The 13,289-nt window shown below is 58.4% G+C and carries 16 protein-coding genes; 11 read left to right on the top strand and 5 right to left on the bottom strand.

The window, feature by feature from the left end; all coding sequences use genetic code 11:
• The 3 genes from H7A77_RS14105 to rpiB all read right to left on the bottom strand — a co-directional run.
• A partial coding sequence (locus tag H7A77_RS14105; RefSeq protein WP_139285563.1) for a hypothetical protein occupies positions 1-130 on the bottom strand: 130 nt, incomplete at its 3' end.
• 18 nt (positions 131-148) lie between these two features.
• Positions 149-1,099: a transaldolase gene (gene tal, locus H7A77_RS14110; protein WP_016926754.1), complete on the bottom strand. Its 951-nt coding sequence runs from the start codon at positions 1,097-1,099 to the stop codon at positions 149-151.
• A 193-nt stretch (positions 1,100-1,292) separates the two neighbouring features.
• Complete coding sequence (gene rpiB / locus H7A77_RS14115) at positions 1,293-1,751, bottom strand: ribose 5-phosphate isomerase B (RefSeq protein ID WP_182074330.1); 459 nt, start codon at positions 1,749-1,751, stop codon at positions 1,293-1,295.
• A gap of 318 nt (positions 1,752-2,069) precedes the next feature.
• Here rpiB and H7A77_RS14120 point away from each other — a divergent pair, with 318 nt between their 5' ends.
• The 6 genes from H7A77_RS14120 to H7A77_RS14145 all read left to right on the top strand — a co-directional run bounded on the left by H7A77_RS14120 (position 2,070) and on the right by H7A77_RS14145 (position 8,063).
• Positions 2,070-3,182, top strand: coding sequence for an alcohol dehydrogenase catalytic domain-containing protein (locus H7A77_RS14120; protein WP_033643987.1), 1,113 nt, complete (start codon positions 2,070-2,072; stop codon positions 3,180-3,182).
• A 66-nt stretch (positions 3,183-3,248) separates the two neighbouring features.
• The gene (locus H7A77_RS14125) at positions 3,249-4,517 is read left to right on the top strand and encodes an MFS transporter (protein WP_004936588.1); all 1,269 of its coding nucleotides are present in this window, start codon (positions 3,249-3,251) and stop codon (positions 4,515-4,517) included.
• 35 nt (positions 4,518-4,552) lie between these two features.
• Complete coding sequence (locus tag H7A77_RS14130; protein ID WP_046687601.1) at positions 4,553-5,323, top strand: SDR family oxidoreductase; 771 nt, start codon at positions 4,553-4,555, stop codon at positions 5,321-5,323.
• A gap of 29 nt (positions 5,324-5,352) precedes the next feature.
• On the top strand, positions 5,353-6,345 hold the full coding sequence (locus H7A77_RS14135; RefSeq protein ID WP_182074331.1) for a dihydroxyacetone kinase subunit DhaK: 993 nt from the start codon (positions 5,353-5,355) through the stop codon (positions 6,343-6,345).
• 3 nt (positions 6,346-6,348) lie between these two features.
• The gene (dhaL, locus tag H7A77_RS14140) at positions 6,349-7,005 is read left to right on the top strand and encodes a dihydroxyacetone kinase subunit DhaL (RefSeq protein WP_033652574.1); all 657 of its coding nucleotides are present in this window, start codon (positions 6,349-6,351) and stop codon (positions 7,003-7,005) included.
• A 95-nt stretch (positions 7,006-7,100) separates the two neighbouring features.
• The gene (locus H7A77_RS14145; RefSeq protein ID WP_004936575.1) at positions 7,101-8,063 is read left to right on the top strand and encodes a sugar-binding transcriptional regulator; all 963 of its coding nucleotides are present in this window, start codon (positions 7,101-7,103) and stop codon (positions 8,061-8,063) included.
• A 65-nt stretch (positions 8,064-8,128) separates the two neighbouring features.
• Here H7A77_RS14145 and H7A77_RS14150 read toward each other — a convergent pair whose 3' ends face one another.
• Positions 8,129-8,722: a lytic polysaccharide monooxygenase gene (locus H7A77_RS14150; RefSeq protein ID WP_033643984.1), complete on the bottom strand. Its 594-nt coding sequence runs from the start codon at positions 8,720-8,722 to the stop codon at positions 8,129-8,131.
• A gap of 404 nt (positions 8,723-9,126) precedes the next feature.
• Here H7A77_RS14150 and H7A77_RS14155 point away from each other — a divergent pair, with 404 nt between their 5' ends.
• Positions 9,127-10,068 (top strand): LysR family transcriptional regulator, encoded by a 942-nt coding sequence (locus tag H7A77_RS14155; RefSeq protein WP_025303805.1) that lies wholly within the window; start codon positions 9,127-9,129, stop codon positions 10,066-10,068.
• An 85-nt stretch (positions 10,069-10,153) separates the two neighbouring features.
• Here H7A77_RS14155 and H7A77_RS14160 read toward each other — a convergent pair whose 3' ends face one another.
• Positions 10,154-11,653 (bottom strand): glycosyl hydrolase family 18 protein, encoded by a 1,500-nt coding sequence (locus tag H7A77_RS14160; RefSeq protein WP_089195049.1) that lies wholly within the window; start codon positions 11,651-11,653, stop codon positions 10,154-10,156.
• Positions 11,654-11,946: 293 nt separating this feature from the next.
• Here H7A77_RS14160 and H7A77_RS14165 point away from each other — a divergent pair, with 293 nt between their 5' ends.
• From H7A77_RS14165 to H7A77_RS14180, 4 genes are read left to right on the top strand one after another with little or no spacing between them, the layout of a single operon-like run.
• On the top strand, positions 11,947-12,273 hold the full coding sequence (locus H7A77_RS14165) for a phage holin, lambda family (RefSeq protein ID WP_033643982.1): 327 nt from the start codon (positions 11,947-11,949) through the stop codon (positions 12,271-12,273).
• Positions 12,263-12,664 carry a M15 family metallopeptidase gene (locus H7A77_RS14170; protein WP_046896235.1) on the top strand — a complete coding sequence of 134 codons (402 nt, stop codon included), beginning with the start codon at positions 12,263-12,265 and terminating at the stop codon, positions 12,662-12,664. The genes H7A77_RS14165 and H7A77_RS14170 overlap by 11 nt, the downstream gene beginning before the upstream one ends.
• The gene (locus tag H7A77_RS14175; RefSeq protein ID WP_182074332.1) at positions 12,661-13,041 is read left to right on the top strand and encodes a DUF2570 family protein; all 381 of its coding nucleotides are present in this window, start codon (positions 12,661-12,663) and stop codon (positions 13,039-13,041) included. The genes H7A77_RS14170 and H7A77_RS14175 overlap by 4 nt, the downstream gene beginning before the upstream one ends.
• Complete coding sequence (locus H7A77_RS14180) at positions 13,022-13,195, top strand: hypothetical protein (protein WP_004936544.1); 174 nt, start codon at positions 13,022-13,024, stop codon at positions 13,193-13,195. Before H7A77_RS14175 ends, H7A77_RS14180 begins: the two co-directional genes overlap by 20 nt.
• Positions 13,196-13,289: the final 94 nt, after the last annotated feature.

The raw sequence follows: 13,289 nt of genomic DNA on the forward strand, positions 1-13,289 counted from the left end.
AGTCACGCCACAGGACTTCGGCGATGTCCGCCATGCCCATAGGGGCCCCCGGGTGGCCGGAATTTGCTTTTTGTACGGCGTCCATGCTGAGTGCGCGGATGGCGTTGGCAAGCTCTTTACGAGAAGACATAACGAAACTCCAGTGCGATTACAGTTGAGCGGCCAACATGTCTTCCAGCTTCTGCTGGTCGACGGCGAACAGGCGGATGCCTTCGGCGAGTTTTTCCACCGCCATGGCGTCCTGATTGTGCAGCCAGCGGAATTCCGCTTCGGCCAGCGGAGCGGGTTGGTGGAAGCCCTCGGTCGACGGGGTCAGCTTGCGCTCGACCGGCTGTTCGCTGTTTTTCAGCTGCTCCAGCAGGTTTGGCGCGATGGTCAGGCGATCGCAGCCGGCCAGCGCCAGGATCTGCTCAACTTTGCGGAAGCTGGCGCCCATGATCACCGTCTGGTAACGATGACGCTTGTAGTATTCATAGATGGTGCGCACCGATTTCACGCCCGGATCCTGATCGGCGTCGTAGTCGGCGGCAGGCTGTTTAGCCTGGTACCAGTCATAGATGCGGCCGACGAACGGCGAGATCAGATACACGCCGGCTTCGGCGCAGGCGCGGGCCTGAGCGAAGGAGAACAGCAGCGTCAGGTTAGTGTTGATACCTTCTTTTTCCAGCTCTTCGGCGGCTTTGATGCCTTCCCAGGTGGAAGCCAGCTTGATCAGGATGCGCGATTTGTCGATGCCCTGTTCCTGATACATGCCGATCAGTTTGCGCGCTTTGGCGACGCACATGCCGCGGTCGAACGACAGGCGGGCGTCCACTTCGGTGGAGATGCGGCCCGGCACGCTTTTGAGGATCTCGACGCCGATGTTGACCGCCAGTTTATCGCTGGCGTTGATCAGCTGGGTTTCCTTGCTGCCGCCCTGGCGGCGGGCATACTCCAGCGCTTCGGTGATCAGCGCTTTGTACTGCGGCAGCGCGGCGGCTTTCAGGATCAGCGAAGGGTTGGTGGTGGCGTCCTGGGGTTCGAACTGGCGGATGGATTCGATATCGCCGCTGTCGGCGACCACCGTGGTCAGCTGCTTGAGTGCGTCTAATTGATTCATTGATAAGCTCCTTGACCAAGCTCAACGTAGGGAAATGAGAACCTTTTTCATCATAGGGGGAACACACTGCATCATCGGATCGAGAATGAAAATGCGCTTTTTCTGATTGTTGCGATGGATAATAACAATGAATGACGAATAAACCCAGGCGGAGCGCGGCTTGCGCGCGACCGCCATCGAGACTGCAGGCGGTTTAACGCCGACCGACCGCGTTTTCGTAATAGCCGATCCGCTCGACTTTCGGCGCCGATCCTCCCCCTTCAAACTCCGATTCCAGCCAGGCATCGACGATGGTTTTCGCCAGTTCGGCGCCGATGACCCGCGCGCCCAGCGTGATGATCTGCGCATCATTGCTTTTGCGCGCCCGTTGGGCGGAGTAGGTATCGTGACATTGCGCCGCGCGAATGCCGGGCACTTTATTGGCCACGATGCTCATACCGATGCCTGTGCCGCACAGCAGGATCCCCCGCCGATGTTTTTCCTCCCGTATCGCCTGCGCGACGCGATAGGCGATATCGGGATAGATCCCCGTTTCTGCGGTGCGATCCGTCGTGTAGTCAATGACGGGAATGTCCCGTCGTTGCAGGTGGGTGACGATCAGATCCTTCAATTCAATGGCGGCATCGTCGGCGCCGATGGCGATAGGCAGCATAGCGGTCTCCTGATTGGTAACGAAAAGGGCGGCGATCCTCGGTGGCGCCACGTTCATTACCGTATCCCTGTTTAATCAAATGTTCAATTGATGTTCTTTTGTTTTTTGCCTGATTTTTCTGTTCCTCCCTTTAAAAGGTGACGACTGTCACTAAAAAAGGGGTTTTAATCGTTATTTATCCTCATATAGACGGGTTTTTGAGCGATATCACAGTTTGACAAGTTCTCTGTGGGCAAATTGAACGCGTGACGTTAGTGTTCATTTGTTCTTTGTTTGTGTTATTGATCATAAAGAGTCACCCTACCAGAGGAGAGTGCTATGTGTCAGACCTGCATGACAGAGGCGAAAATGGCGGACGGTATCCCCGAGATCATGAAGGCGGTTGTGGCGTACGCCCCGAAAGATTACCGCCTGGAACAGGTGCCGGTACCGAAGATCGGCCCGAAAGAGATCCTGGTGAAGATCGAGGCCTGCGGCATCTGCGCCGGCGATGTTAAAGCGTTCGAAGGGGCGCCCAGCTTCTGGGGCGATGAAAAACAACCGGCATACATCAAGGCGCCGATGATCCCCGGTCATGAGTTTATCGGCCACGTGGTGGGATACGGCGAAGGCGTCGAGGGCTTCAATCTCGGCGATCGGGTGATATCAGAACAGATCGTTCCCTGTTGGCAATGCCGCTTCTGCAACCGCGGCCAGTATTGGATGTGCGAAAAGCATGACCTGTACGGTTTCCAGAAAAACGTCAATGGCGGCATGGCCGAGTACATGAAGTTCACCAAAGAGGCGATTAACTATCACGTGCCGGCCGATCTGCCGATCGAAAAAGCCATTCTGATCGAACCCTATGCTTGCTCCTTCCATGCGGTGCAACGCGCCAATATCAAACTGGGCGATGTCGTGGTGCTGGCCGGCGCCGGCACCCTGGGGCTGGGCATGATCGGGGCGATCAAAAAGTCCGGGCCCTCGAAGCTGGTGGTGCTGGATCTGTCCGACGAGCGTCTGGCGCTGGCGAAGCGCTTCGGCGCGGATGTGACGCTGAACCCGACCCGTGACGACGTGCCCGCGGCGGTTAAAGCGATGACCGACGGCTACGGCTGCGACATCTACATCGAGGCGACCGGCGCCCAAAAGTCCGTGGAACAGGGCCTGACGCTGATCCGCAAACTCGGCACCTTCGTGGAATTTTCCGTGTTCAAGGATCCGGTGACCGTCGACTGGAGCATCATCAGCGACCGCAAAGAGCTGGACGTGCTCGGTTCGCACCTCGGCCCTTACTGCTACCCGCTGGTGATCGAAGGCATCGCCAATGGCGATCTGCCGACCGAAGGCGTGGTGACGCATACGCTGCCGCTGGAACAGTTCGCCGAGGGCTTCGAGCTGATGAAGCGCGGCATCGGTTCAATCAAAGTGGTGCTTAATCCAAACCTCTGAAACCTGCATCGTTCTTCGGGTGCGGGCGAGCCTGCGCCTCCATAATCACATGTGCTGGGGTGTTCTATGTTGCATGGACTGATTCATCGCATTGGTCTGTCACCGAAACTGCTGCTGGGCTATGCCGGCGTGTTGGTGTTCATGATGGGCGAAGGGCTGGAACAAGGATGGCTGTCGCCTTATTTGATCGGCAAGGGGCTGAGCATTCAGGAATCGGCGCTGCTGTTCAGCGTTTATGGCTTTGCGGCCGCGATCGCCGCCTGGTTTTCCGGCGTGCTGGCGGAAATCTTTACCGCCCGGCGGGTGATGTTGGCCGGCCTGCTGCTGTTTCTGTTCGGTTCGGTGTGCTTTTTGACGTTCGGCCTGCCGAGCAACAACCTGGCGATCATGGTGCCGACCTATGCGCTGCGCGGCTTGGGTTATCCGTTATTCGCCTACGGTTTTCTGGTGTGGGTGGCGTATGAGGCGCCGCCGGAAAGGCTGGGGTCGGCGGTGGGGATTTTCTGGTTCGTCTACAGCGGCGGGCTCAGCGTGCTGGGCGTGCTGTATTCCAGCATCATGCTGCCTTATCTCGGCGAGATCCACACGCTGTGGAGCGCGCTGATTTTCGTCGTGCTGGGCGCGGTGATTGCGCTGATGCTCAATCGCGACGACGGCGCGGCACAGAGCGGCAACCGGGAAAAAGCGTCGCTGGGTTACGTCTTGAAAGGCATCACCATCGCGTTTGAAAACCCGAAGATCGGCCTGGGCGGCATCGTGCGCACCATTAATACCTCTGCGGCATACGGCTTCGTCGTATTCATGCCCATGTACATGATGGATATGGGATTCACCCGCACGCATTGGCTGCAGATGTACGCCGCGCTGTGGACGGTCAACATCATTTTCAACCTGATTTTCGGCGTGATCAGCGACGGTCTCGGCTGGCGCAATGTGGTGATGTGGTTCGGCTGCGTCGGCTGCGCCTTGACCACGCTGATGTTCTACTACGTGCCGCAATTCTTCGGCGCCAATTACCTGCTGACCGTTTGCGCCGCCGGTTTGTTCGGCGCCTGCCTGGCGGCGTTCGTGCCGCTGTCGGCCATCATGCCGTCGCTGGCGCCGGACAATAAGGGCGCGGCGATGTCGATTCTCAATCTGGGCGCCGGCCTGAGCACCTTTGTCGGCCCGGCGGTGGTGGGGCTGTTTATCGGCAGCCTCGGCACCGTTGGCGTGATCTGGATCTTTACCGGTTTGTACCTGTTCAGCGGCGTGCTGATGAAATTTGTTACGCTGCCGAAAGAAAGCGCGACGGCGCAGGAAGAACGCGGCGCGAGTTTGGCGAAAATATCCTGACCGAGGGTGAAGTTCACAGTTTTAAGGGGAAATTTATGATTAATCATCAAACTACGGCGCCGCGCGAGCTCTCGCTACAGGGCAAGGTGGCGCTGATTACCGGCGGCGCTGCGGGGATCGGCCTCGCTATCGCCGAACGCTATCTGCAAAACGGCGCGCGCGTGGCGCTGCTCGATCGGGCGCCGCAGGTTGCTGAAGTGGCGCGACAGCTGGACGCCGAGGCGGCGCTGGGCGTCGTGGCCGACGTCACCGATGCCGCGTCGGTGGAGCGGGCGGTGGCGCAGATTGAGGCGCATTTCGGGCGGCTGGACGTGCTGGTCAACAGCGCCGGCATCGTCGCGCTGCATCCCGCTGAGGAACTGCCTGAAGCGGCGTGGGATGCAACCCTGGCGGTCAATCTGAAAGGCGTGTTTCTCACCTGCCAGGCGGTGGGCCGCCGTTTCATTCGCCAGCGCGGCGGCAGCATCATCAATCTCGCCTCGCAGGCCGGGGTGGTGGCATTGCCGAATCACCTGGCCTATTGCGCCAGCAAAGCGGGCGTTATCGGGTTGACCCAGGTGCTGGCGCTGGAGTGGGGGCCACACAACGTGCGGGTCAACGCCATTTCACCCACCGTGGTTTTGACGGAGCTGGGGCGCAAAGCCTGGTCTGGCGAGGTAGCGGAACAAATGAAGCAGAAAATTCCGCTGCGGCGCTTTGCTGAGCCGCAAGATATCGCCGCCAGCGCCCTGTTTTTGGCCGGTGACGCGGCGGCGATGATCACCGGCGCCAACCTGGTGGTCGACGGCGGTTACACCATTCAATAATTTCTTATTCAGGCGACAGAGAGGCCGCGATGAACAGAATCATTAACGATCCCGATCACGTAGTGGAAGACGCCATTCAGGGCTATAGGCTGGCCCACCCGGACTATTACGCCGCCACCGACAATGCGCGGGTGTTGAAATATCCGCCGGCGCCGATCGCCGGCAAAGTGGGCATCGTCACCGGCGGCGGTTCCGGCCATGAGCCGGCGTTCCTGGGCTATGTCGGCAAAAACATGCTGGATGCCGTCGCAATTGGCGAGATTTTTTCATCGCCTACGGCGGGGGCTTTTCTCGACGCGTTCAAGGCGGCGGACAGCGGTGCGGGCGTCGCTTGCCTGTACGGCAACTACGCCGGCGACAACATGAACGTCAAGATGGCGATCAAGAAGGCCACGGCGGCCGGCATACGGGTGAAAACCGTGGTGGCCAACGATGACGTCGCCTCGGCGCCGGCCAGTGAGATCGATAAACGGCGCGGCGTGGCCGGAGAAATTCTGATGTGGAAGGTCGGCGCGGCGGCGGCGGCCAAGGGATACGATCTGGACGGCGTGATCGGCGCGGCGCAAAAAGCCATCGACCGGTGTCGTTCGATCGGCGTCGGCCTCAGTTCCTGCACCATTCCCGCGGTCGGCAAACCCAATTTTCATATCGAAGACGGCAAGATGGAGATCGGCATTGGCCATCACGGCGAACCGGGCATTGAGGTGTCGCCGATCCAGTCGGCGTCGGCGATGGCCGGCACCATGCTCGATTTCGTGCTCAACGACATGCCGCTGGAACAGGGGCAGGAGGTAGCGTTGCTGATCTCCGGGCTTGGCGCCACGCCGGTGATGGAGCTGTATATCTATTATGCCGAAATAGAGCGTCGGTTGACGGCGAAAGGCGTGCGGGTGCATCGGCGCTACGTCGGCAATTACTTCACGTCGCTGGAAATGATGGGCGTGACGCTGACGCTGGATGACGAACTGAAAACGCTGCTGGACATGCCGGCGCAATCTTTAGGCTTAACCCAGGTGGAGTGAATCATGACGGAACAAATTTCAACCCGGTACGGCAGTGAGATCGTTACGGGGCTGATAGAAACCATTGTCGGCAACCGCGAATACCTGAGCGAAATCGACGGTGCCATCGGCGACGGCGACCACGGCATTAACATGTCGAAGGGATTCGCGATGTGCGGCGATGCCATTCGCGGCCGCGAGCTTACGTTGGCGCAGGCGTTCGATGCGGTTTCCGATGCGCTGATGGAGGGCATCGGCGGTTCGATGGGGCCGCTGTACGGCAGCCTGTTCATGGGCATGGCGGAGAGCGTGCGCGAGCGCAGCGTGCTGGATAAGCAGGCATTTTTGGCGATGTTGCACGGCGGTTTGCGCGAACTGCAGGACATCAGCAGCGCAGGCGTGGGGGACAAGTGTCTGATGGATACGCTGATACCGGCGGTAGCGGCGTTTGAGCAGGCGGCGGGGCGCGGTGACGACTTCGCCGCTGCGCTGGAACAGATGAGGATCGCCGCGGCGCGCGGGCGCGATTCCACGCGCGAGCTGGTGGCGAAAATCGGCCGCGCCAGCCGTCTGGGCGAGCGTTCGCGCGGCGTACTGGACGCCGGCGCGGTATCTTGCTGCCTGCTCTTGACCCGATTGGCGGACGAGGTGGAGCAACGACTGAATACCGTTGCCGCCTGAACGCGTTATACTAGCGGGCATTCAGCATTGTCGGAGGGGCGTGTATCGTCCCTCCGCCATGATTAACCGGCCTGCCGTGGGGAAACGTCTAACGGATGGAAAAACAAACTGTGTCCCAGGATAACGAACTGCTGACCGAAATCGCCGTTGCTTATTATCAGGATGAGATCACGCAGGAAGAGATCGCCAAAAAGTTCGGCATCTCACGGATCAAAGTCGGTCGTTTGCTCAAGCGCGCCAAGGAAGAAGGCATCGTCGAGATCAACGTGCGTTATCACCCGGTGTTCAGCACCCGGCTGGAACAGCAGATGATGGAACGTTTTCCCATCAGCCGCGCGCTGATCGCGCTCGATCATCAGGACGAAGAGGAACAGCGTCGGCAAGTGGCGGCGCTGGTGTCCAACTACCTGGCGATGTCGCTGAAAGACGATATGGTGTTGGCGGTCGGGCAGGGACGCAACGTGGCGGCGATCGCCGATCACGTCGGCAGCGTGACGGAGCGCAACTGCAAGTTCATCTGCGGCATCGGCGGCACCCACCGTCCGGGCGATGCGATCAACGCCGACCATATCAGCCGGCGCTTGGCGAAGAAGTTCGGCGGCAGCAGCGAGACGCTCTATGCGCCGGCCTACGTCGAAAATCGCGCGTTGAAAGACGCCTTCATGCAGAACGGCACGATCAAGGAAACGTTGGATCGCGCGCGTAAGGCCGATGTGGCGTTAGTCGGCATTGGCGACATGAATGAAAACAGTTATATGGTGAAATTGGGGTGGTTTACGCCGCACGAGATTATCGACGCCAGCCTTAATCAGGGCGTGATCGGCGACATCGCCGGCTATGACTTTTTCAATGCCCAGGGGCAGCATGTCGATACGGTGATGAATGACCGTGTGATTGGGCTGAGCATTGATGAGCTGCGCAAAATTCCGTGCGTGATCGCCATTGCCTCCGAGAATACCAAGGCGCTGGCGATTTTGGGCGCGTTGCGCACCGGCGCCATCGACATTATCGCCACCAGCGCGCTCAATGTGCGCACTATCCTCAACATGTCGCAATAGCGGCACCCGCAAAAAAGGGTTCAGCGCCATGCTGAACCCTCCAGAGACATCCCCCTTTTGACGGATCAGTGGCTGAGGTTGACGTCGATCGCCTGATAGAAGGCGTTGGCGGTGTCGGCTATGTCCCACACGGCAAGGATCACGTGCGAACCGCTGCGATCTGCCGGTATGTTGCACTGGTGGGTGACCTGCGCGGCAGGGATGGCGCCGCCGTCGTTGAACTGGCAGAACGGCGTCAGGTCAAAGGAAGCGCGGGTCAGCGGTTGAGAAGCGTCCCAGTTCGGCTTGGTGATGAAATAGCGCCAGCTGGTGGTGCTGTGACGCGCGGTCAGCTTCCAGGTAAAGGAGTTCGGGCCGGTTTTCAGGTTGAGCTTGTTCCAGCGCGTCGGCGTTTGCTGATCCAGTTCGAAGAAGGTGGACTTGTTGGCGCTGGCGATATGGCCGTCAACCGGGCCAGCCTGCGGGAAGCCTTTCAGGCCCTCGACGCTCTGCGGTTCGTACTGCACGCTGCCGCACTGAGTGTTGAGCTGCAGTTTGCACTGGTAGGCGCGGCTGGCCGGCGACTCGACATAACCGTGAGCATTCGCCTGTTGCGAAACGCCGAACATGGCCGCGCTCAGCAGGCCCAGAGAGAGCAGGGTACGGGAAGTTTTGTTCATAAGTCACTCCTGACTGAAATTATGTTGTAAGTTGAGCGTATTTCACCGACAAAATGAGAGACCAATAACGCAATTAGAAATAACTCTTCTTGTCGGCTTGTTTTATTTTTATCATTCTGGTCGTGCGATAGAGCGGAATGTTTTAACGGCTATTAACGAAAATTATTATGATGACGATCTTTGATCGTTAGGCTGAATTTATTTAACTGTCGCTGTGTAAAAGTAGGGCGCTATGATGAATTTTATATCAGGTCGTGATGAATAGTATTTAAGATAGCGCTCTCATTTATGAAGTATATTGCTTGTTGCTATGAGTACCCTTGTTCGATTTGATCGATTTTTGTGCGCCACCACCTTGGGAATTTAGTGTCATTTTTCTTATTTTATTTTAAAGAGGAATTTGTATGACTAGATTATCCCTGGACGCGATTAAAATAATCAGTACCATCAAGAGCACCGGTTCTTTCTCTATGGCGGCGGAGGCGCTGCATAAAACGCCTTCGGCGATCTCTTATCGGGTTTCCAATATTGAAAGCAAACTCTGCGTGAAACTTTTTCATCGCAATGGCCCCATGATTACCCTGACGGATGAAGGGGAATTTCTCCTGCAGGAAGGCAGCTGGATATTAAATGCGGTGCAGGATCTGGAAAGCCGGGTGCGCAACATCCCCAAGCTGGACAATAATATCCGCCTGGCGGTAGACACCTTCTTCCCGTTGGAAACCCTGACGCAGGATATCCGCGACTATATTCAGCATTGCCCGAACGCCAGTATCTCGGTGCAGCGAGAAGCGTTGAACGGCACCTGGGATGCGCTGAAGAACAACCGGGCGGATCTGATCATCGCCATCGGCCAAATTCCCGACAGCGTGCAGGCTAAAACCCTGATGCTCGGCAAGCTCAACTTTGTGCTGTGCGTGTCGCCTTCGCACCCGTTCGCGGCGCAGAGAAAGCCGGTGTGCAAGAAACAGCGGTTGAACGACATCGTGGTGGTGATCGCCGACAGCAGCCATGAGCTGCCCAAGCGCAATCACGGCACGCTGCCCTTGCAGCGTCAGTTGGTGGTATGCGACGTGGAAAGCAACCTGGCGCTGCTCAAACGCGGCATCGGCCACGCTTTTCTGCCGCCTGCTTTGATCGAAAAGGAATTGGCCAGCGGCGAACTGGTGACGGTGCCGGTAGAGATGCAAAAGGGCGACGAAATGATTTGGCTGGCGTGGCACCCGGCCAGCAAGGGCGCCGGGTTTAACTGGTGGCATGAGCGGCTGACGCGCAAAAGCGATGTCTACAGCCTGATGGGCCGCGAAGTGGTGCGGGATGGCGGTTATCCTTGGTGCCACAACTGAAGGAATAGAGACGAAGGGACGCGAAAATCAAACGGTTAACTCAATGAAAACCCCGCAGCATTCGGCTACGGGGTTTTTTTACGGCTTACGCCACGCGGCCCACCTTCAGCCAGGCGCCGTCAGAACCGGGCGCCGAGGTGATGTAACCCCATTTGGTTTGCCAGACGTAACCCTGGTAGGACACCAGCGCGCCCTGCGCGTAAGTGGTGCCCGGCACATAAGCCGGCGCGGTCATGATCGGCAGGTTGCCGGGGCCGACGCCGGTGTAGCGCAGCCCGGTGCCCATATCCAGCTGGCTGTCGTCGTAGTCCGCGGCGTTGAAATAGCGATCCAGCGAGGCCAGCAGATCGCCGTTGCGGTTGTCTTGCCCCAGATGCCAGAACATCACGCCGCCCAACTGCTGCTGCTTGATGTATTTCGCTTTGTATTTGAAGCTCTCGGCATCGTCATAGGTGACAAACAGCCCTTTCTGCGCATGATACAGGTAAGGCGTTTTGGTCTTGTCGTTCCACAGCCGCTGATAGCCGTAGTTGCCCAGCAGCATCTGCTCCAGCTGGCGATAGGAGGCGATGCGCGGATCCTTGTCGCGCACGCACTCTTCGCAGCCCACCAGCCAGTAATCGGTGTTCGGGTACGGATCTTCGCCCGGCGTGCTGTGGCTGCTGTATTGCCCGCTGTTGCCGCCGCTGACGCCCTTGAAGGCGCGGCCGTAGAAGGGCACGCCCATCACGATTTTGGCGCTCGGCACGCCTTCCATCATCAGGTGTTGCTGCACCGCGGCGTCGACCGTCAGGCTGAACGGGCTGGGGAAGGCGCGGGTCAGCTCTTCCCAGCTCCAGCCCAGGTTGGCTTCGCGCAGCGCATTGTAGAAGGTCGGCCCGGCCGCATCGCCGAACAGCGCCGCCTGGTGGTTGGTTACCTTCTCCCAGGGGCCGGCCAGATCGTAGGTCATCAGGTTGATGTAATCGAGCGGCGCGACGATCTGCGCCAGCTTGCTGTAATAGCGCGACAGGAAGAAGGCGCCGCCGGCGCCGGCGATGGTCAACTGGTACGGCAACGCCTGGCGGCCGTCGGCGACGGTTTGCTGGTTCAGCAGGGTGCGGATCTCTTGCAGCGCGGCGATGAAACCGTCCACTTCCGAGGCTTGCGGGTACTCCCAGTCGATGTCCACGCCGTCGAAGCCGTAATCCTTCATGATGCGCACGCAGGATTGGGCGAACTTGGCGCGCGACGCCGGGGTTTTCACCGCGTTGACGTAGTTGGCGTGCGACACGCCCAGATCGTTGGAGTAATACCAGCCGCCGATGGAGAACATGATGCGCAGGCTGGGGTTGTGCGCTTTGAGCGCGGTCAGACGGTTGACCACATCGCGCGCCTTGGCGTCGTTGGTGGCCGGATCCCAGGCGCATTCCAGATTGCTGTTGATATCCAGGAACGAGAAGTTAATGTGCGTCAGCTGTTTGGCTTTGGCCGGCGTGATGTTGGAAACCGGGAACGGCACGACAGACGTATCGGTCTCGGTGTAATTATTGATTTGGTTGGTCGGAATAAAATAATACCCAATAACGGCTTTACGTGTGGACATGGCATTTCTCCAGAGTGGATGTTTTTCGATGGGGAAATATTTCCCGTTGCCATTAATGTTTATTTTTCGCAGAAATAACAGTCGAAACAAATCACGATAAGAATGAATTTTTTATTCACTGCCGCCTGCCTTGGCGTTTATGTGTTGTGCCAGCATTCAGCATGAATGAATTCGACCATAGGGCCTGTGTTTATTCATTTGCTTTGTAATAGCATCCTTAACTAGATTCTGAGTATCCGATGTCCCACCGGCCGTGATTGGCATTTAATTAAAAATAAAAAAGGAGATGAGCTATGTCCAGCATAGAGCCTGACGCTGTTGGCTTAATAGTCCAGCGAGTATGTGAATATCTTCAGCCGGTATTGAACGCCATTCTGGCCGGCGTGATGGCGCTATTACACGGCGCCTATCGCAACGTGGGTATTCGGCGACGTTTATTGAATGCGGCGATGTGCGCGTTATTGGCCTGGACGGTGCGCGATGCGCTGGCGCTGATGGGCCTGGAATTAAACTGGGCGAATTTGGCCAGCGTATTGATTGGCTTTATGGGGGCGGATTACATCAACGCCTTAATTAAAAAATTCATCGGCAAAAAAACGGGGTTTAAAAATGTTAAATGACATCGAAGAGATTCGCTTTACCGCCCGCAGCGAAGAGAACCTGCGCGGCGTGCATCCGGATCTGGTGCGCGTTATTCGTCTGGCGCTGCGCTATTCCCTGGTGCCGTTTTCCGTTAGCGAGGGGCTGCGCAGCATGGCGCGCCAGCGGGAAATGGTGCGCGCCGGCAACAGCCAAACGCTGCGCAGCCGCCATCTGACCGGGCACGCGGTGGACGTGGTGGCGATGCCGGCGGGCGTGGTCTCCTGGGAGTGGGATTACTACGCGCAAATTGCGGTGGCGGTGCGGCGCGCGGCGCGTGAATACGGCATCAACGTCGAATGGGGCGGCGAATGGAAGACCCTCAAGGACGGCCCGCACTTCCAGCTGCCGTTTCGGGACTATCCGGCATGAGCGGCTGGCTGCAAAAACTGATGCAGGGCGGGTTGCTGCTGCTGTTGCTGGCGGCCATCTGCCTCGGCGGCTACAGCGCGTTGCTGTCGCACCAGTTGGTGTCCGCGCGGCAACTGGCGGCGGAATTGCAAAAAAGCCTGGCGCAGCAGGCCGGGCTAATCGCCACCCTGCAGACCCAGGATGCGCAAAATCGTGCGCTGATGGCGGCGCAGCAGCGGCAGGAACAGCAGCTGCGCCAACAACACGAGGCTTATCAGAGGAAATACCGTGAAGCGATTAAAAACGATCCCTGCGCCGCTCAGCCTCTGCCTGGCGCTGTGTTTGAGCTCCTGCGCCCGGCCGCCGGCGCCGCAGGCCGTGCCGCTGTTGCCCCCTGAGTCGGTATTCGCTCCCTGTGAGCAGCCGCAGCTGCAGGGGGAGACCTGGGGCGATGCGGTAAGCTATGCCCTGGCGTTACAAACCTCGTTACACATTTGCGCCGGTCAGGTGGAGACGCTCAACGCCTGGCGCGCCACGCTGCCGCCGCGCTGACGGCGGCACTTGTCTGACTTGTCCCGCAGGCCTTCTTTTTTTACTTTTAAAACGGTCTTTCGACCAAGGTTATGGCGCGCTTCAAAGTTTGTGA

Source organism: Serratia sp. ME47 (assembly GCF_903970925.1).
Classification (GTDB): domain Bacteria; phylum Pseudomonadota; class Gammaproteobacteria; order Enterobacterales; family Enterobacteriaceae; genus Serratia; species Serratia ureilytica.